This window comes from Nesterenkonia sphaerica, from assembly GCF_005771565.1.
Taxonomy (GTDB): Bacteria; Actinomycetota; Actinomycetes; order Actinomycetales; family Micrococcaceae; genus Nesterenkonia; species Nesterenkonia sphaerica.
Genome location: NZ_VAWA01000001.1, coordinates 298918 through 316708 on the forward strand (window position 1 = coordinate 298918; position 17791 = coordinate 316708).

At 65.7% G+C, this 17791-nt stretch carries 17 protein-coding genes; 7 read left to right on the forward strand and 10 right to left on the reverse strand.

What is annotated here, in order from left to right; genetic code table 11:
* Window positions 1-201 precede the first annotated feature (201 nt).
* Together FEF27_RS01440 and FEF27_RS01445 are read left to right on the forward strand one after the other, a co-directional pair.
* Window positions 202-630 carry a hypothetical protein gene (locus FEF27_RS01440; RefSeq protein ID WP_138169024.1) on the forward strand — a complete coding sequence of 143 codons (429 nt, stop codon included), beginning with the start codon at window positions 202-204 and terminating at the stop codon, window positions 628-630.
* Window positions 631-699: 69 nt separating this feature from the next.
* Window positions 700-1188, forward strand: coding sequence for an HIT family protein (locus tag FEF27_RS01445; protein ID WP_138169072.1), 489 nt, complete (start codon window positions 700-702; stop codon window positions 1186-1188).
* Here FEF27_RS01445 and FEF27_RS01450 read toward each other — a convergent pair.
* A complete protein-coding gene (locus FEF27_RS01450) occupies window positions 1185-2228 on the reverse strand; it encodes a polyprenyl synthetase family protein (RefSeq protein WP_138169025.1) in 1044 nt (347 codons plus the stop codon). The two genes, FEF27_RS01445 and FEF27_RS01450, sit on opposite strands and share 4 nt — an antisense overlap.
* An 11-nt stretch (window positions 2229-2239) precedes the next feature.
* Window positions 2240-2956 (reverse strand): demethylmenaquinone methyltransferase, encoded by a 717-nt coding sequence (locus FEF27_RS01455; RefSeq protein ID WP_138169073.1) that lies wholly within the window; start codon window positions 2954-2956, stop codon window positions 2240-2242.
* A 126-nt stretch (window positions 2957-3082) separates the two neighbouring features.
* Between FEF27_RS01455 and FEF27_RS01460 the strand changes: the two genes are divergently transcribed.
* Window positions 3083-4393 carry an isochorismate synthase gene (locus FEF27_RS01460; RefSeq protein WP_138169026.1) on the forward strand — a complete coding sequence of 437 codons (1311 nt, stop codon included), beginning with the start codon at window positions 3083-3085 and terminating at the stop codon, window positions 4391-4393.
* A 33-nt stretch (window positions 4394-4426) separates the two neighbouring features.
* Here FEF27_RS01460 and menD read toward each other — a convergent pair whose 3' ends face one another.
* On the reverse strand, window positions 4427-6256 hold the full coding sequence (gene menD, locus FEF27_RS01465) for a 2-succinyl-5-enolpyruvyl-6-hydroxy-3-cyclohexene-1-carboxylic-acid synthase (protein ID WP_166429871.1): 1830 nt from the start codon (window positions 6254-6256) through the stop codon (window positions 4427-4429).
* Complete coding sequence (locus FEF27_RS01470) at window positions 6246-7298, reverse strand: o-succinylbenzoate synthase (protein ID WP_243728911.1); 1053 nt, start codon at window positions 7296-7298, stop codon at window positions 6246-6248. Before FEF27_RS01470 ends, menD begins: the two co-directional genes overlap by 11 nt.
* A gap of 52 nt (window positions 7299-7350) precedes the next feature.
* Here FEF27_RS01470 and FEF27_RS01475 point away from each other — a divergent pair, with 52 nt between their 5' ends.
* A complete protein-coding gene (locus FEF27_RS01475) occupies window positions 7351-8322 on the forward strand; it encodes a phosphatase PAP2 family protein (RefSeq protein ID WP_138169029.1) in 972 nt (323 codons plus the stop codon).
* Between the two features lie 8 nt (window positions 8323-8330).
* On the opposite strand, the gene FEF27_RS01480 is transcribed toward FEF27_RS01475, so the two are convergent.
* Window positions 8331-8756 carry a hypothetical protein gene (locus tag FEF27_RS01480; RefSeq protein ID WP_138169030.1) on the reverse strand — a complete coding sequence of 142 codons (426 nt, stop codon included), beginning with the start codon at window positions 8754-8756 and terminating at the stop codon, window positions 8331-8333.
* A 69-nt stretch (window positions 8757-8825) separates the two neighbouring features.
* Between FEF27_RS01480 and FEF27_RS01485 the strand changes: the two genes are divergently transcribed.
* Both FEF27_RS01485 and FEF27_RS01490 read left to right on the forward strand, forming a co-directional pair.
* Window positions 8826-9758, forward strand: a complete 933-nt coding sequence (locus tag FEF27_RS01485) for an HhH-GPD family protein (RefSeq protein WP_138169031.1) — start codon at window positions 8826-8828, stop codon at window positions 9756-9758.
* 150 nt (window positions 9759-9908) lie between these two features.
* Window positions 9909-11057 carry an FUSC family protein gene (locus tag FEF27_RS01490; protein ID WP_243728914.1) on the forward strand — a complete coding sequence of 383 codons (1149 nt, stop codon included), beginning with the start codon at window positions 9909-9911 and terminating at the stop codon, window positions 11055-11057.
* Window positions 11058-11075: 18 nt separating this feature from the next.
* Here FEF27_RS01490 and FEF27_RS01495 read toward each other — a convergent pair whose 3' ends face one another.
* Window positions 11076-11510: an arsenate reductase ArsC gene (locus tag FEF27_RS01495; RefSeq protein WP_138169032.1), complete on the reverse strand. Its 435-nt coding sequence runs from the start codon at window positions 11508-11510 to the stop codon at window positions 11076-11078.
* A gap of 13 nt (window positions 11511-11523) precedes the next feature.
* The gene (gene arsB, locus FEF27_RS01500) at window positions 11524-12681 is read right to left on the reverse strand and encodes an ACR3 family arsenite efflux transporter (RefSeq protein WP_138169033.1); all 1158 of its coding nucleotides are present in this window, start codon (window positions 12679-12681) and stop codon (window positions 11524-11526) included.
* A gap of 86 nt (window positions 12682-12767) precedes the next feature.
* Between arsB and FEF27_RS01505 the strand changes: the two genes are divergently transcribed.
* Entirely contained in the window at window positions 12768-13175 is a 408-nt protein-coding gene (locus FEF27_RS01505) for an ArsR/SmtB family transcription factor (RefSeq protein ID WP_138169034.1), read from the forward strand.
* A gap of 13 nt (window positions 13176-13188) precedes the next feature.
* On the opposite strand, the gene radA is transcribed toward FEF27_RS01505, so the two are convergent.
* The 3 genes from radA to FEF27_RS01520 form a co-directional block, all read right to left on the reverse strand.
* On the reverse strand, window positions 13189-14595 hold the full coding sequence (gene radA, locus FEF27_RS01510) for a DNA repair protein RadA (RefSeq protein WP_138169035.1): 1407 nt from the start codon (window positions 14593-14595) through the stop codon (window positions 13189-13191).
* Window positions 14596-14702: 107 nt separating this feature from the next.
* Entirely contained in the window at window positions 14703-17219 is a 2517-nt protein-coding gene (locus tag FEF27_RS01515) for an ATP-dependent Clp protease ATP-binding subunit (RefSeq protein ID WP_138169036.1), read from the reverse strand.
* Between the two features lie 154 nt (window positions 17220-17373).
* A complete protein-coding gene (locus FEF27_RS01520; RefSeq protein WP_138169037.1) occupies window positions 17374-17676 on the reverse strand; it encodes a histone-like nucleoid-structuring protein Lsr2 in 303 nt (100 codons plus the stop codon).
* Window positions 17677-17791: the final 115 nt, after the last annotated feature.

A 17791-nucleotide genomic window follows, 5' to 3' on the forward strand; every position in this document is an offset into this window, starting at 1 on the left:
GTTGCGCGAATTGACCTCAGGACAGTATGCCCTATGCGGCTCGTGGGCCACAGGCCGTGATGCAGCGCACCGGCGGTCCCTGCGGCGCACCTATTGGGGTCAACACACCAAGTTGCCGCAGTTCTTCCCGGGGACCATAAGATGAGACGGGAGCAATCCTGAAACGCAAGTGGGGCACAGCGGAAGGCGGGCAGCGCGAACATGGCAGAGATGTTCCTGGACAGGTTCAAAGCATTGGTCCCCCGATATCTCGATGACAAGTGGACCCCGGCCGAAGGATACAGCCGCAGTGAGCTGGCTGAGCTGCTGGCGGATTCCGAACTGCCGGACCGGACCAAACTGCCGCTGATACTGGAGGAGCTCTACCTGGCGCTGGGACAGTGCGAGGAGATCTTGGAGGCCTATCACTTCATCTTCGACCCAGACGAGCTGGTGACGGAGGAGGGGTACCTGCTGTTCTTGGAGGACGAGGAGGAGCGCTGGGTGTGGGGTGTGGAGACTGCGGACCTGAACATTCCCGACCCCATGATCCACCGGCGCAACAATGACCGCCACGAGTGGACCGCCGAAGGTGCCACTGTCAGCGAGTTCCTCTTCTATCTGCTGGAATTCTCTTTCGAGGAGGACTGAGTGGCTGAGCAGTTCTCCTCAGAGACCGCTGAGCCCACCCTGCCGCCCCAGCCGCACGACGACGCCGAAGTGCGCTGGAAGTCACATGCCCCGGAAGGCTATATCTGCCCGTTCTGCGCTGTCGCCGCCGGCGATGTCTCAGACCCGGGGAATCGGTGTGAGCTGAGCGACTTGGTCTATCAGGATGAAGACCTGCTGGTGCTTATCGCCTGCGACGGGTTCGGCCCGCACGCCGGGCATGCCATGATCATCCCCGCGGCCCACCGCGAGGCGCTCTACGACCTCGAGGATGAGTTGCTGGCCAAGATCAGCATTTTCTCCCGGCACGTGGCACTGGCGATCAAACTGGCCTGGAACCCCGAGGGCACCTCCGTGCGGCAGCACAATGAGCCCGCTGGGAACCAACACGTATGGCACTATCACCTGCACGTCTTTCCCCGCTACAGCGACGATCTGCTCTACCGCCAGATCCGCCACCCGCTTCAGGTCGACTACCGCGCCCGCTTGGCCGATGAGCTGCGGCCTGCTTTGCAGAAGGTTCTCACTGCGGCGGGTTAGCCGTCGCGGTCGACCACCGCATCCGCGAAGGAGAGCAGTGCCGACTTCACCGTCGAGGACGGCAACGGCGCGATGGCCTCCTTGGCCCGCGTCGACCATCCGCGAGCCACGGCCCACGCCTCCTCAGTGACCGGATGAGCTACCACCGCTCGGACAGCCTCCTGCAGCTCAGCATCTCCGGTGAGGTCACCCTCCACCAGCTCCAGCGCCGCCTGCGCTGCCGGGTCATTGCTCTGCGCCGCACGGCGCAGCAGCAGCACCGGCAGGGTGGGTACCCGCTCGCGCAGGTCAGTCCCCGGTGACTTCCCCGATGACGCGCCGTCCGCGGTGAGGTCGATCACGTCATCAGCCAGCTGAAAGGCGATTCCCACGGCCTCCCCATAGGTCTGGAGCAGCTGGGAATGTTCGGGGTCAGTACGGCCGTAGTAGGCCCCCAGCTGAGCCGCCGCAGCGACCAGCGAACCAGTCTTGTTGGCAATCACGCCCAGGTAGTGGTCATAGGGGTCCTCCCCCTCGCCCGGGCCCACAGTCTCGCGCAGCTGTCCCATGACAAGCCGCTCAAACGTTTCCGCCTGGATCCGCGATCCGTCGTCACTGAGTTCTGTCATCAGCTGCGAGGCCCGAGCCAAGATGATGTCCCCGGTGAGGATGGCCACCGAATTGCCCCATACTTCGTGGGCACTTGGCGCTCCCCGGCGCAGGGGTGCGGAATCCATGACGTCGTCGTGATACAGCGTGGCCAGGTGAGTCATCTCCATCACCATGGCCGCGCGCAGGACGCGCTCATTGACGCCTTCGCCCAGCAGCGAGGTGAGAATGGTCAGCAGCGGGCGGATCCGCTTGCCTCCGGCCTCAGCCAGGTAGCGGGCAGCAGAGTTGGCCAGCTCGTCGGTGCTGGACAGTGCCGCCAGCAGCTGCTCCTCCACCGCCTGGAGGGACTCGGTGACTTCCTGAGCAAGCAGATCGTCGTCGGCGAGCACGTCGAATCCTGCCGGAAGGTGGATACTCGCGGTGTCACCGGAAACTTGTGATTCGGTCATCAGGGTCAAGCCTAGCCCTTCCGTCCGGGATGGCTCTGCGCTGCACCCTCCGGGCTGCCCGGCACCCCAGGCCCGCTGCGCCGGGGCTTCACTGCGCGGTGAATGGCCACAATGCCTCCGCTGAGGTTCCGGTATTCCACCTCAGACCAACCGGCCTCAGCCACCAGCTCAGCCAACGCCCGCTGGTCCGGCCACGCGCGGATGGACTCCGCAAGGTAGACGTAGGCCTCCGGGTTTGACGACACCGCACGAGCGGCCGCCGGCAGGGCCCGCATGAGGTACTCGTTGTACACGATGCTGAAGGGTCGCCACGTGGGGTCGGAGAACTCCATCACCGCCAGCCGCCCTCCCGGCTTGGCCACCCTGCACATCTCGCGGAGGGCGACCGCTGTATCGGAAATGTTGCGCAGTCCAAAGCTGATGGTGACGGCGTCGAAGCTGTCATCGGCAAATGGCAGGTTCATCCCATCCCCGGCGACGAATGTCAGTTCAGGATGCCGGCGCTTGCCCACCTGCAGCATGCCCAGGGAGAAATCGCAGGCCACGGCCTCAGCACCTGCCCGGTGGAAGGGCAGGGTGGACTCCCCGGTGCCGGCGGCCAAGTCCAGAAGGTGCTCGCCCGGCCGGATGCCGATGGCCTGGGTCAGCTTCCGCCGCCATCTCCTGGTTTGCCCCAAGGAGATGACGTCATTGGTCAGGTCATAACGTTCGGCCACTTGGTCGAACATGGAGGCGACGTCCTGCGGCCGTTTGGAGAGGTCGGCTCGGTTCCCTGCGCGCTGAATCACCCCAGCATTCTCCCATGACCGGGACCACCGCGCCCCCGGCCAGGCTCCGCGTAAGATGGGACAGCCATGATCTCAGCGCCGCCCTGCCTCCACACTACTGTGCAGGACGTGGACCTTCCGGGCGGCCTGGTGGGTCTGCTCCCCCACCTCCGGCCCTCCGGGACCTGGATTCGTGAGCGTGAAGGCCTGATCGGCCTGGGGGTCGCGGCCAGCACCACCGCAGCCGGGCCGGGCCGTTTCCGCGACCTCGCCGACTATTGGGAGTCAGTGCCGCACTCGCCGGCAACGCCTGGTTCTTCCGGGCCTGTGGCTTTGGTCTCCATCACCTTCTCCGAAGACTCCGAGGCACTGTCCCGGCTGCTGATTCCTGAGGTGCTGATCCGCAGTGAGGCAGGGCGAACCTCGGTGCTGATCACCACTGCGCATCCGGAGTCTCCCGAGCAGGTCTTGGCGCGGCACGGCCTGCGCATCAACGACCGCCGGCTGCTGCAGCCCACCGGAGCCTCCGCAGGCGGTGACATGCCCGAGTGCCGCCTGCAGCCCGGTGTGCAGTCCGAACGCCAGTACCTCAGTGCCATCGCCGCCGGGCTGACAGCTGTTCACGAGGGCACAGTCGACAAACTTGTGCTGGCCCGCGATCTGCTTCTCGGCACCCAGAGCCCGCTGCACACCGGAAGCCTGCTGGCTCGACTGGCCAGCGAATACCCGCAGACCTGGACGTACTGCGTCGGCGGCACCGGTGGCACGGCAGAAACGGTGCTCGGAGCGACCCCAGAGATGCTGGTGCGGCTGCGCGGTACCAGGCTCTCCTCCAGAGTGCTGGCCGGGACCATCGGCCGGACTCAGCACACTGCCGACTTGGTGCGCGACGCTAAGCAGCACCGCGAACACGGACTGGCAGTCACCTCTCTGCTGGAGCAGCTGCGTCCGGTCACCGGAACCCTGCAGTCACCCAGCAAACCCAGCGTGCTCGAGCTGCCCAATGTCTACCACCTGGCCAGCGATATCAGTGGCGAGCTCTCCGCCGACGCCGCAGGGCGGTACCCCAGCCCGCTCCAGGTGGCCGAGGCCGCCCACCCCACAGCGGCGGTGTGCGGGACCCCCACGACGACGGCCGCCGGGCTTATTGCCCAATTGGAAGGTATGGACCGGGGTCCCTACGCCGGGCCAGTGGGCTGGCTCGACGCCGCCGGCAACGCTGACTTCGGTATCGCCCTGCGCGGGGGCGTTGTCAGCGAGAACGCCGAAGCCGGCGGCGGCACAGTGCGCATCTTCGCCGGTTGCGGTGTGGTGGCTGGCTCTGAGCCGGAGGCGGAGCTGGCCGAGACCAGGGTCAAGCTCAAGCCGATGCTCTGGGCCCTGGGTCTGGAAGCCTGACCACTCCGTCGGTGACCCGGCGACCGCAGACACTCACGTGAATGGGCCCTGAAGCAGCTTGGCGTGCAGATCCCGCAACCGGGAGCGGTCGGTGCGCAGCTCGATGATCCGGATGCCGATCCTGTCGTCCGGGTGGGTCAGCGCCCGTTCCAACTCACCGAGGTCCTCGGCGAAGATGTACTCATGCTGATACGCGTCGGCGAGCGCCTCGACATCCACGGTCTGCGGGGTGCCGAAAAGCCGCTCGACGGTCGCCGCCTGGCCTGCGCGGCGGCCCACTTCCCCGTGTTCCAGCTGATCAAAGATCGCCCCACCGCCGTCATTGATCACCACAATGTCCAAGTGGGGGGCTTCCTCGGTGGCCGGAATCAGCAGCGCGTTCGTGTCGTGGAGGAAAGTGAGGTCCCCCACCATCGCAGTCACCCGGTGCCCGGCGGCCAGAGCCACACCCGCGGCGGCCGAGACGTTGCCGTCGATCCCCGAGACTCCGCGCAGGGCGTAGAGCCTGCGTTGAGGATCAGTGCGGCCGGCGGTCCCAGGCAGCGACCGGGTCAAGGCTGCGGTGAGGTCCACATCGCGCACCACTGAGGAAGAGCCCAACAGCAGCGGCGTTCTGACCCGCTCCGCCACGAACTGTGCTGCCCGAACCGAGCTGAGGCTGCCGGCGGCGTCGTCGTCCTGGCGCAGCAGCGTGTCAATGGTGCTCTGGGCCTGCAGTCCGGCTTCCTCCCACGCCCGGGCCCATGCGGGTGCGGCGCGGCCGGCGAACTCGGCCAGTTCTGCGTAACCGGTGATGACTCGGCGAGGCAGCCGCTCATCATGCCACGGGCTGGCCCGGGGCGCGTACTGGACTACCTCAACATCCTGGCGGCTGATCAGCTTCTGCACCGGCCTGGTGAGCGTGGGCCGCCCTGCGACAACCACCCGCTGCACTCCGGCCGTCAGATCCGCTGCGCGGGACCCAGCCGGGGACTGCAGCAGCAGCCGGTACCCCTGGATGGGCGCCAAATCGGTCCAGCGCGCCCCAGAAGTCGGTTCGGCGAGCATCGGGTGGCCCAGGCGGCGGGCGAACTCCACTGCCTCAGCAGGTGCCTGATGGCCCATGACGAACAGCACCCTGTGTGAGGACTCGGTCATGGGAGCGGCCTCTGGCCCAGTGGCTGCAGAGTCAACAGTCTGGGCCGGCAGAACACGTTTCCGGGCCCAGCGCTGGGTTCCCGTCCCGCGCGGACCGGGTGCCGGGATCAAGGGGTCGGCGAAACCGATGTTGAGGTGGACCGGTCCGGGAGCGGACCGGTCATTGACTGTGGTGGAGGCGCGCAGCAGCAGAGCCGCCTGGGTCTCTGCGGCGAGCATGTCGTCGCGGGAGACCGGCTCCAGGCGCAGGCTTCCGTCGCGGAGGTCAGACTGTTCCAGGTGCAGCTCATCCCGCACTCGGCCGCTGAACATGCCCTGCTGCCAGACTGTCTGGTTGGCCCCGGTTCCTTGGAGCCGCTCCGGACGGTCGGCGGTGATCACCACCAGCGGGACTCCGGACATGTCTGCTTCCATCACTGCCGGCAGCAGGTTCCCGGCGGCGGTGCCGGAGGTCGTGACCATTCCGGCCGGTTCCCCGGTGGCCATGGCGATGCCCAGCGCAGTGAATGCGGCAGAGCGCTCATCGGTCCTGATGTGCAGTTTCAGCACCCCGAGCTGTTCGGCTTCGGCCAAGGCGTAGGCCAACGGTGCCGACCGGGAGCCCGGCGCCAGCACTACGTGTCGCATATGCAGGGTCAGCCCGCGCAGCACCCGGCGGGCCAGCCTGAGCGACTCGGCATCATGGGAGTCGTCGAACTCCCGGAACGGGCCCCGCTCAGCTGCCATGGAGTACATCGTATGCGGCGCTGAGCCTGCCGGACCACCACGCCTGCCGCTGCGCGCTGACGCTGTGCTGGCGCAGCAGCTGCGGATCAGGCTCCGGTGAGCGAATCACGACGCCGCGGCCCGGGCTCTGCACCACAGGCACCCGGAGCGCTCCGGCGCTGGGCACCAGCGGGTCAGCGACCACCTCCTCTGGGAAGAGGCTCACGGTGCCCAGACCGCAGGCGTAGGGCAGTTCGGGCAGGCGGGCGGCCAGGGCCAGCCCGGCGCAGAGACCGATGCTGGTGTCCAGAGCGGAGGAGACCACGGCGGGCATCCCGGACCGCGCCACAACTTCCAGAGCGCGCTCCACCCCGCCCAGCGGGGGAACTTTGACGACTATGAGGTCTGCCGCTCCCAGGGCTGCCACTCGAAGCGGGTCGTCAGACTTACGGACCGCCTCATCGGCGGCGATCAGAATGGGCATTCTCCTGCTGTGCAGCTGCTCCCGGAGCTCCGCCAGCGGCTCGATGCCCGCTACGGGCTGTTCAGCGTACTCAAGCCTGTCCCCGGCGATCTCCGCGATGCGGGACAGCTGGTCTACCGCCTGCGTCATGGTCCAGGCGCCGTTGGCATCTACCCGGATTCCGGCTCGGGGAAGCAGTCGGTGCACCTCGGCTACCCGGGCGAGGTCGTCCTGCGTACTGTCTCCCGGTTCGGCGACCTTGACCTTGACCGCCGGGATCGCATCCACGTCGCCATACCGGGCGAGGACCGGCTCCACCTCAGCGGGACCCACCGCGGGGACGGTGGCATTGATGGGGATCTCCTCCCGCTGGGGTGTGCCGAGCCCCTGCCAGGCGGCGTGGAGCGCGGCCTGCAGCCAGTGAGCCGATTCCTCCGGACCGTACTCTGGAAAGGGCCCGAACTCCGCCCAGCCGGCTGGCCCACGAAGGAGCATCACTTCGCGCCGGGTCTGCCCCCGGAACCGGGTGCGCAGGGGCAGCGAGACGGTGACGGCGGCCTCGAGCAGCTCCGTGGGCTCCGGCAGTTGATGTGCTTCCACACGCTTCAGTCTATGTTCGCGAGTTCTCAGGTGGAGCTGGAACAATAAGCTCATGCCTTCATCCTCTGCGCTGCGCCCGCCCGCCCGGCGCACTGGCCTCTGGATCGCGGCGCTCGTGGTGGCAGGGGTGCTGTTCCTCGCCGTGTACGAGTACTTCGTGCGCACCGAATCCGGGCAGTTCCTGGACAACGTGATGCGGATGACTGCAGATCACTTTGAACATCCGCTGCCCTATCTGAATCCGCAGAACCGGTGGATAGCGGTGGTGGTGATGGCTCCCCCGGCGGTTCTCTTCATCGCGATAGTGCTGGCCGGCCGCAAGTACCTGGCCGGTCTGATCGCTCTGGGCACGGTGCTGGCTGCCAATATTTCCACCCAGATCCTGAAGTACGGAATGCTGGATCGCCCGGATCTTGTCGGCAACCCCTCCTACTGGATCAACAACTCTCTGCCCAGCGGCCACGCCACTATGGCTGCCTCCGCAGTGGTGGCCGTTTTCCTGGTGGCCAGCCCGCGAGCTCGCCCGGCCGTGGGTGTGTTCGGAGCCCTGTGGGGCGGGGGCTGGGGCGCCTACCTCTTCATCGAAGCCTGGCACCGGCCCTCTGACATGATCGCGGCCTATCTGGTCGCGGCCATCTGGGGTCTGGTGGGCGGCTGGCTGATCTTCCGTGCGGTGCCGCGGGACAACACGGTGATTACTGATGCGGAGCCCGACGTCGCCCCTGCCGCCGGCGTGTGCTGGTTCCTGGGCGTTATCGTCAGCCTCGGCGGTGCGCTGTGCTTGGTCTTCGCCGGTGGGTGGACCGGGCTGGCTCGCTCCATGGACGATCCCACACTCTGGGCATGGGCGGCAGGGGCGCTGCTCTCCTTCGGACCCGCCATGCTCACCGCTGCGGTGGGGATCAATTTCTTTGCTGCAGAAACCGGCCGCCGGATGCGCGGAGCAGAGGTTCCTGCAGCGCACAGCCCCCGCGTGGTCTACCCGATCCCGCCGGAGCTCCGCGAGCTCTACGAGCGGGTCTGACAGCTGAGTCAGATCCGCCCTGGGTGGTAGCCGAAAAGCGACTCGTAGGAGTCGTCGAGTATCCGCCGGTACACCCCGCGCCGACGATGGATGCGAATGATCCACCCCAGTAGAAGCGCATTGACTACGATGCTCGGCGCTGCGAAGAACATCATCATGGCGGCATCGTCAGAATTGCCAGCACGCAGTTCTTCGAAGAACACTGCGAGACACCCGCCGGTCCACATCATGGAGGCCACCCACACCGCGTAGATGATCCCCAGGCTCCCCATCGTCTTGTAGCCGGGCGGAGGGGGAGGCACCTCCTGGTACGGGCTGACGGCGGCCTGGTCCAGGCTGCTATGCACCTGCGCCACCTCGCCGCGGACAGCCTCCGGGCCCCCCTGGTGGGCATCTGCATCGGCGGTGGTCGGCCGGGGATGGGGCAGGTCCATCTGGTTCTCCTCCTGGTGAAGGGTCCTGGCCCCAAGTCTAGCGCGGGGTCTGCCACACTGGAGGCTGTCATGACAGCTGCTGCGCCCGATCCCCTCACCGCCCCCGAGCCGGTTCATACGGCCCTCACCTCCTGGTACCACCGAGCCGCGCGGGACTTGCCGTGGCGGCGCAGGGACTGCTCGGCGTGGGGGGTTCTGGTGTCGGAGGCGATGTTGCAGCAGACCCCGGTGAGCCGGGTGGTGCCGCGCTGGCACGAATGGATGCGGCGCTGGCCCACCCCTCAGCACGCTGCGGAAGCCCCCGTGGCCGAAATCCTCACGGTCTGGGACCGCCTCGGCTATCCACGCCGGGCGCTGCGCCTTCAGGAGTCGGCTCAGGTGATTGTGGACCGACATGGGGGCCAGGTGCCGCAGACTGCGGCTGAGCTGCGGCAGCTTCCGGGAGTGGGCGAGTACACTGCCGCCGCGGTGGCATGTTTCGCGTTCGACCAGCCTGAGGTGGTGGTGGACACCAACATACGGCGTGTCCACGCGCGGGTCTTCGCCGGGGATGCGCTGCCCGGTAAGACCTACACCTCAGACCAGCGGAGGCTGGCCCATAGCGTGTTTCCTGACCCGGCCGTGGACGACGGGGAACTGGCCTGCACGTGGAACATCGCGGTGATGGAGCTGGGCGCACTGGTCTGCACGGCGCGATCACCCTCCTGCACAGCGTGCCCGGTGGCTGAGTTCTGCGCCTGGCGGCTGGCTGGTTCGCCCCCGCCGACGGAGCAGCAGAGGACCCGGGCCCAGACATGGGCCGGCACGGACCGGCAGGTGCGCGGAGCCATTATGGCCGCGCTGCGCACCGGAGGACCGGCAGCACGCAGCGACCTGCTGGCCGAGCTGCCGCTGCCTGCGGTGGACATGGTGCAGCGGAGCCGCTGCATGGAATCGCTGATCGCTGACGGGCTGGCCGAGCAGCGGCAGGACAAGGTGGCGCTCCCCGGGGCCCTTGCCTAAGCACTCAGGACTCAGCGCTCAGCGCTCAGCACTCAGCGTCGCTGAATGTAGGAAACTCCCCCAGTTCGGAGCGGCATTTCCCATATTAAGAGACGCTGTGTGGGCCGCGGCGCCTGACGGAGGCCGCCCTGCCGGATCTAGACTTCTGGGGTGAGGTCCATTCTTCAGTCGCTGCGCCGAGCCTTCCGCTCCACACGCCGGGCAGGCGCCAACCGTGTCCGTGCCGGGGCAGTACGCGCCCGGCGTTCGGTTCTTCCGGCGCTGCAGATGGCGGTGGCCGGTGTCGCGGCCTACCTCATTTCGGAGCAGCTGCTGGGGCATGAGACCCCGCTCTTCGCGGCGGTGGCGGCACTGATAGCTATGGGGTTCACCAAGGAGCCACGGCTGCGCAAGGTGGTAGAAGTCGCCGTGGGGTGCACCCTGGGGGTCCTGCTGGCCGACATGCTCGTGCTGGGCCTCGGCGACGGGGTGGTCACCGCACTGATCGCGGTGTTCTCCGCAGTGATGCTAGCCCGCTTCCTGGACCCGGGGTCAATGCTGGCGATGCAGATGGGCCTGCAGTCACTGCTGGTGGTGATGGTGGCCGTGCCGCCCGACGCCGCCCTGGGACCCTTCACCCGGTCCCTCGATGCGGTCGTCGGCGGAGCTACTGCCCTGCTGATCACACTGATCACCCCCAAAGACCCGCGGGGTGAACCGATCCGGGAGTTGCGCGCAGTCGCAGAGCAGTTCACCCTGGCCCTGCGCGAGACCGCCGCCGCGCTGCAGACCTCCGACTCCCGGCAGGCCTGGCACGCGCTGATCCGCGCCCGTGGCCTGCAGTCCCAGGTCGACGAGACAGCCAAAGCGCTCACCAGCGCGAAGGAGCTGACCAGTTTCTCCCCCGCCCACCGGAGGCACCGGCATTATGTCCGCCGGATTGAACACACTTCAGACAAGCTAGATCTGGCGGTGCGGAGCCTGCGGGTAATGACCCGGCGCGCGGTGAGCACGATCGATCACGCGACGCTTTCCGATTCGGGCACCGTACAGCTGGCCACGGTGCTGGAACACTTGGCGGAGGCCTCCGCCCAGCTGGGCCAGGCAGCGCGGGAGACTGGCCCAGGGTTCGACCGGTGGATGAACACCGCGCGCGATTCGATGGCCGCGGTCGCTACCAGGCTGCACCCGCGGCGGCTGGACATCCACGATCTGGAGGGCGAGGCACTGGTTCTGCTGGCCCGCACCATGGTGGTAGATCTGCTGGAGGCCACCGGCTGTGACCACGACGAGGCCCTAACCTATCTGCCGGACCTGTGACACCGCCGGCAGGTGCCCCTACGGCCGCAGCGAGTGCAACAGGTCCTCCACGCGCTCTTTGATGTCGTCGCGGATCCGGCGCACCGTCTCCAGGTCCTGTCCTGCCGGGTCGTCCAGCGGCCAGTCTTCGTACCGCTTCCCGGGGAAGTAGGGGCAGTCGTCGCCGCAGCCCATTGTCACCACGGCATCAGACTCGCGCAGCATGTCTGCGGTGAGCTCATTGGTGGACTGCTCGGCGATGTCAATCCCTACCTCAGCCATCGCGGCAACAGCCACGGGGTTGAGCTGCTCAGCGGGTTTGGTGCCACCGGAGTAGACGACCACGCTCCCGGCTGAGAGTTCGCGGAGGAACCCTGCAGCCATCTGGGAGCGTCCGGCGTTATGCACGCAGACGAAGGTGACAGCCGGTTTGGGGTCGTGGTGACTCTGGGCAGCATCGGATAGTGCTGGCATCTGGCGGCCTTTCTCAGAAAGTACGGGCGGGCTCGGGTTGAGCGGTTGGTTCGGCGACCGTCGGCTCCTGCGCCGAAGGGAAGAACTTGCGTGCCCATAGAGCGACGTAAACGAGGCCGACCAGCACTGGGACCTCAATGAGCGGCCCGACGACGCCGGCGAGGGCCTGACCGCTGGCTGCGCCGAAGGTGGCGATGGAGACGGCGATGGCCAATTCGAAGTTATTGCCGGCCGCGGTGAAGCTCAGAGTGGTGGAGCGCCGGTAGCCCATCCGCAGCAGCCACCCGATGAGCATTGAGGCGAAGAACGTCACCACAAAGTAGATCAGCAGCGGCACTGCGATCCGCAGCACCTCGAACGGCTGGCTCAGCACCTGGTCACCTTGGAGCGCGAAGAGCACCACAATGGTGAACAGCAGTCCGTAGAGGGCCCATGGCCCGATGACCGGCAGCACCTTGGCTTCGTAGGCGGAGCGACCCATGCGCGCTTCACCCACGGTGCGGGTGAGGAACCCGGCTAAGAGGGGCACTCCGAGGAAGACCAGCACGGAGAGGGTGATCGCCCAGAGGGAGAACTCCGTGGTGGTGGTGGCCAATCCCAGCCAGCTGGGCAGCAGCTGCAGGTAGAACCAGCCCAGGACACCGAACATGAACACCTGGAACACCGAGTTCACAGCGACCAGAACGGCAGCAGCCTCCCGGTCCCCGCAGGCGAGATCGTTCCAGATCAGCACCATGGCGATGCAGCGAGCGAGGCCCACAATGATCAGCCCCGTCCGGTACTCCGGAAGATCGGCGAGGAAGATCCAGGCCAGTGCGAACATGAATGCCGGTGCCAGCAGCCAATTGATGGCCAAAGAGGTGACGATGAGCCGCTTGTCAGCCATCACGCGTGCCGTCTCGTTATAGCGGACCTTCGCCAAGACCGGGTACATCATCACCAGCAGTCCCACTGCAATAGGCACCGAGACACCGGCGATCTTGACCGACTCCAGCGCTTGGCCGAAGACCGGCAGGACCGTCCCGAGCAGCAGGCCGGCCGCCATCGCAGCCAGAATCCACACGGGCAGGAACTTGTCCAGCGGGGAAAGCTTGTCTAGGACCACGTCAGTGTCCCGGGTGTCAGCGGTAGTCACGGTCCCCTCATCGTTTTGACCTGTACGGAGAATCATCGACAATTATCGATGCACCGAGTATTCTTCAATATATCGACGAATGTCAATCTAGCAGCTGAGACCTGGGAGGATCCCGCACCGTGATGACAACTACCACCTCGCCGGAGGCTGCAGCACGCCTCGTGGGAGACGGTGCTGACTGCTGCGAGCCTCAGCCCGGAACTGCGCCGCTGGAAGCTGAACCCGCGGCTGAGCTGGCCGCCAAGTTCAAGGCGCTGGGAGACGCGAATCGGCTGTTGCTGCTGGCCATGATCGCCAGTGGGGAGTCCGCCGAGGCCTGTGTCTGCGATTTGACCGGCCCGCTGGGCCTGGGCCAGCCGACGGTCTCCCACCACCTGAAGATACTGGTCGACGCCGGGTTCCTCACCCGTGAGAAGCGCGGAACGTGGTCCTATTACTCCGTGGTGCCTGGTGCGCTCAGCGAACTCTGCGCCGAGTTGTGCAAGGAGTCGGCATTGGGCGGCCTCATGGACGCCCCATCCTGCGACTGAACGCACCAGGTGTTTACTTTTCTCCCAACACCAGCGTGAGCGCTTCGGCCAGCGACCCCACCTGTCGAACTTTCATACCCTCGGGCGCGCGCTGGGGGCCCCGACTGGGGGTCTTCTCCGATGCCCGCGGCACGATCGCGTGGGTGAACCCTAGCCGCTGCGCCTCCTGCAGGCGCCGGCTGAGCCCTTGTATCGGCCGGACCTCCCCGGCAAGCCCCACCTCGCCGAATGCGAGAAAACGGTTTGGCAGCGGCTTCTCCAATGTGGCGGAAGCGACCGCCAGTGCCACGGCGAGGTCCGCGGCAGGTTCGGTGATCTTCACCCCACCCACCGTGGCCACGTAGGTCTCAGACTTCATCAGCGTGGCCAGCTTGGCTCGCCGCTGCAGCACCGCCAGGAGCATCGAGACCCGTGGCGAGTCCAGGCCCGCCACGGCTCTGCGCGGCTGCGCGGCGGGGGATTCCGCCACCAGCGCCTGCACCTCGGCGGTCAGCGGTCGGCGCCCTTCCAGGGTGATGGTAATGCAGGTGCCGGGCACACGCTCTGTCATAGCTGAGACGAACAGGCCGCTGGGATCTGCCAAGGAGACCAGTCCATCTTCGGTCAGATCAAAACATCCGACGTCATCGGTAGGGCCGTATCTGTTCTTTCCCGCGCGCAGCAGCCGCAGACGAGAATGCCGCTCCCCTTCGAACTGGCAGACCACGTCCACCAAGTGCTCCAGCAGTCGAGGACCGGCAATGCTGCCCTCTTTGGTGACATGCCCGACGAGGATCGTCGTCATGTTCTTCCGTTTGGCGGACTCGATCACGGCCGCTGTGACCTCACGGATCTGCGTGACGCCGCCGGCGGCACCATCGACTTCCGATGATGACAGTGTCTGCACCGAGTCCATAATGGTCAGCTGCGGGCCGCCCTGGGCGGCACCGGTCTCCTCAATTTGGCCCAGGGCCTGGCCGAGGTCGGTTTCCGCGGCGAGGTAGAGCCCCTCTGCGACGGCACCGATGCGTTCGGCGCGCTTCTTCACTTGGGCGGCGGATTCCTCCCCGGTGAGGTACAGGACCGGTTGGGAGGTGTGTTGGCGCGCCACCTCCGCGGCCGCCTGGAGCAGGAGGGTGGACTTACCGACCCCCGGCTCCCCGGCCATGAGAATGACGGCTCCCGGGACGAGCCCTCCGCCCAGAACGCGGTCGAGCTCTCCGACTCCGGAGGGTCGAAACTGCGCCACGGAAGAGTCGACGTCGGCAATGGTCCTTGCCGGGGTAACCAGCGAGCGGGAGGCACCGGTCTTGGCGCCCTTCTGTCCCTTTTCCTCCACAGTTCCCCAGGAGTGGCATTCGGGGCAGCGGCCCACCCATTTGACGGTCTGCCAACCGCATTCGGAGCACTCGAAACCCGCCGAGGGCTTGTTCTTCGCCATGGCCTCCAGAGTATCCGCTCCCCCGGACACCGCTACGGTCCGGGGAGATCAGAGAAGGCCGGGCAGACACCCGCGATCGGCGTGCCTGCCCGGCCTTTCAGATGGAGTCAGCTTTCGATGGCAGCTGGCTCCTCAGCGGCTTCGATCTGGTCGGTGGGAATTCTCCAGTCGAACGTCAGCTCGCGGTCCTCCCCGGTGCCCTTGATGCCGATGCTGATCTCCGCCCCATGGGGGATCTCACCGTAGAGGATCCGCTCAGAGAGCTGGTCCTCTATCAGGGACTGGATTGCTCGGCGCAGTGGGCGGGCCCCCATCGACGGGTCATATCCTCGGTCGGCCAGGAATTCACGACCCTCCTGTGAGATCTCCACCGTCATCGACTGTTCAGCCAGCCGCTTGCGCAGCCGGTCCATGAACAGATCCACGATCTTGACGATCTCCTCCTGCTCCAGCTGGGGGAACACGATGGTGTCGTCAACACGGTTGAGGAACTCTGGGCGGAAGTGCTGGCGCAGTTCCTGGCTGACCTTGCCCTTCATCCGCTCATAATTTGTCGCGGTGTCGGTGGAGGAGGTGAAGCCTGTCATCACACCCTTGGAGATCTCGCCGGTGCCCAGGTTGGTCGTCATGATGATCACAGTGTTCTTGAAGTCGACCACCCGGCCCTGCGAATCGGTCAGACGGCCGTCCTCCAGGATCTGCAGCAGTGAGTTGAACAGATCCGCGTGAGCCTTCTCGACCTCGTCGAAGAGCACCACAGAGAAAGGACGACGCCGGACCTTTTCGGTGAGCTGACCGCCCTCCTCATAACCGACATAGCCTGGGGGCGCGCCGAAGAGCCGCGAGACGGTGTGCTTCTCACTGAACTCCGACATGTCCAAAGTGATCAGAGCATCCTCGTCACCAAAGAGGAACTCCGCCAGCGCCTTGGCCAGCTCGGTCTTCCCCACCCCGGTTGGGCCGGCGAAGATGAAAGAGCCGGAGGGCCGGTTGGGGTCCTTCAGCCCGGCACGGGTCCGCCGGATAGCCCGCGACAGGGACTTCACGGCCTCATCCTGGCCGATGACCCGCTTATGCAGCTCCTCCTCCATGCGCTTGAGCCGATCGGACTCCGCCTCGGTGAGCTTGAAGACCGGGATCCCGGTGGAGAAGGCCAGCACCTCCGCGATCAGGTCGCCGTCAACCTCAGCGATCTCGTCCATCGAGCGCGACTTCCAGGCCTCCTCCTTCTGGCTCCGCTCCTCAACAAGTTTGTGTTCTTTGTCCCGGAACTGAGCGGCACCTTCAAAGTCTTGGGCATCAATAGCGGCTTCCTTCTCCCGCTTGACTTCCTCAATCTTCGCGTCGTATTCCTTCAGCTCTGGCGGCGGGGTCATCTTCTGAATGCGCAGCCGGGCACCGGCCTCATCAATGAGGTCAATAGCCTTGTCCGGGAGGAAACGGTCATTGATGTACCGGTTGGCCAGGTTGGCCGCCTGCTCCAGCGCCTCTTCGGTGATAGAAACTTTGTGGTGGGCCTCGTATCGGTCGCGCAGACCACGCAGGATCTGCACGGTGGTCTCCACGGAGGGTTCGTCCACCTGAATCGGCTGGAAGCGGCGCTCCAGAGCCGCGTCCTTCTCAATGTGCTTGCGGTACTCATCCAGGGTGGTGGCGCCGATCGTCTGAAGCTCCCCACGGGCGAGCAGCGGTTTGAGGATATTGGCTGCGTCGATGGCGCCCTCTGCGGCACCGGCACCGACCAATGTGTGGATCTCGTCGATGAAGAGGATGATGTCGCCTCGGGTGCGGATCTCCTTGAGCACCTTCTTCAGGCGCTCTTCGAAATCGCCGCGGTACCGAGAGCCAGCGACCAGCGAACCGAGGTCCAATGTGTAGAGCTGTTTGTCACGCAGCAGTTCGGGAACATCACCATTGACGATCGCCTGGGCCAGGCCCTCCACCACAGCAGTCTTACCGACTCCCGGCTCGCCGATCAGCACAGGGTTGTTCTTGGTTCTGCGAGAGAGCACCTGCATCACGCGTTCACGTTCGTAATCGCGTCCGACCACGGGGTCCAATTGGGCCTCCCGGGCAGCTGCTGTGAGGTTCCGGCCAAACTGATCCAGCACCACTGAGCCGGCGGGGGTGCCCGAGGCTCCGCCCTGGCCCACTCCGGCGCCAGCCTTCTCCTGCTGCTCGCCTCCGGAGTATCCGGAGAGCAGCTGGATAACCTGCTGGCGGACCTTGTTGAGATCGGCGTTCATCTCCACCAGGACCTGCGCGGCGACTCCTTCGCCCTCCCGGATCAGCCCGAGCAGGATGTGCTCAGTACCGATGTAGTTATGCCCGAGCTGAAGTGCCTCACGCAGCGAGAGCTCGAGCACCTTCTTGGCACGCGGGGTGAAAGGGATGTGTCCGGAGGGGGCGTTCTGACCCGGTCCGATCTTCTCCTGCACCTTTTCACGCACACCCTGGAGGTTGATGTCCAATGACTCCAGCGCCTTCGCCGCGACACCTTCACCCTCGTGGATCAGCCCGAGCAGAATGTGCTCAGTACCGATGTAGTTGTGGTTAAGCATGCGGGCCTCTTCCTGGGCCAGCACAACGACGCGACGTGCGCGGTCAGTAAATCTCTCAAACATAGCCAACTGACGCTCCCTACAGCATTGTCTTCCGAGAGTCCAAGGCTACGGCTAGTTGCCGTGGACTCACCTGCCTGTTCGCCACAGGGAAAAGAAGGCCCCTCAGCGCCGGCTCGTGATACCTCCGCTGAAGTGTCCGCTTGGGCTGAGCGAGTCAGCGTTTCTTGGCGTTGCGGTAAGCCTCGACGATGTCGCGGTGCAGGCGACCCCGCTTGGCGACAGTGTAGCCCTGCGCGACCGCCCATTCGCGGATCTTCTTGGCCTCATTCTGCGGTGATGGCGGTGGGACGGCTTCGGCCTTGCGGATGTACTTCTTGAGCGTGTCGCGGAGCTCTTTGGCGTTCTCCTCCGAGAGGTCAATGGAGTAAAACCTGCTGTCAAGACCGAAGTGAACAGTCTCCTTGGCTGGTGATCCGTCCAAATCATCGACCAGAATTTCTTGAACTTTCTTCGCCATGACAATGCACCTCACTGCAGAGTATCGACAGCCCCGAAAACCAGTACTTTCGCCTATACTCTCCGGGCTGAAAATGATCTTAAGTGGCTCATCGCAGATGAGGGTGTAGCAACGG

Coding starts and splice junctions, on each gene's coding strand:
- FEF27_RS01440 (WP_138169024.1), top strand. CDS start 202: ATGGCAGAGATGTTCCTGGACAGGTTCAAAGCATTGGTCCCCCGATAT.
- radA (WP_138169035.1), bottom strand. CDS start 14,595: ATGGCGAAGAACAAGCCCTCGGCGGGTTTCGAGTGCTCCGAATGCGGT.
- arsB (WP_138169033.1), bottom strand. CDS start 12,681: ATGATTCTCCGTACAGGTCAAAACGATGAGGGGACCGTGACTACCGCT.
- menD (WP_166429871.1), bottom strand. CDS start 6,256: ATGGCAGCTGAGCGGGGCCCGTTCCGGGAGTTCGACGACTCCCATGAT.
- FEF27_RS01450 (WP_138169025.1), bottom strand. CDS start 2,228: ATGACCGAATCACAAGTTTCCGGTGACACCGCGAGTATCCACCTTCCG.
- FEF27_RS01520 (WP_138169037.1), bottom strand. CDS start 17,676: ATGGCGAAGAAAGTTCAAGAAATTCTGGTCGATGATTTGGACGGATCA.
- FEF27_RS01460 (WP_138169026.1), top strand. CDS start 3,083: ATGATCTCAGCGCCGCCCTGCCTCCACACTACTGTGCAGGACGTGGAC.
- FEF27_RS01505 (WP_138169034.1), top strand. CDS start 12,768: ATGACAACTACCACCTCGCCGGAGGCTGCAGCACGCCTCGTGGGAGAC.
- FEF27_RS01480 (WP_138169030.1), bottom strand. CDS start 8,756: ATGGACCTGCCCCATCCCCGGCCGACCACCGCCGATGCAGATGCCCAC.
- FEF27_RS01475 (WP_138169029.1), top strand. CDS start 7,351: ATGCCTTCATCCTCTGCGCTGCGCCCGCCCGCCCGGCGCACTGGCCTC.
- FEF27_RS01495 (WP_138169032.1), bottom strand. CDS start 11,510: ATGCCAGCACTATCCGATGCTGCCCAGAGTCACCACGACCCCAAACCG.
- FEF27_RS01515 (WP_138169036.1), bottom strand. CDS start 17,219: ATGTTTGAGAGATTTACTGACCGCGCACGTCGCGTCGTTGTGCTGGCC.
- FEF27_RS01485 (WP_138169031.1), top strand. CDS start 8,826: ATGACAGCTGCTGCGCCCGATCCCCTCACCGCCCCCGAGCCGGTTCAT.
- FEF27_RS01455 (WP_138169073.1), bottom strand. CDS start 2,956: ATGTTCGACCAAGTGGCCGAACGTTATGACCTGACCAATGACGTCATC.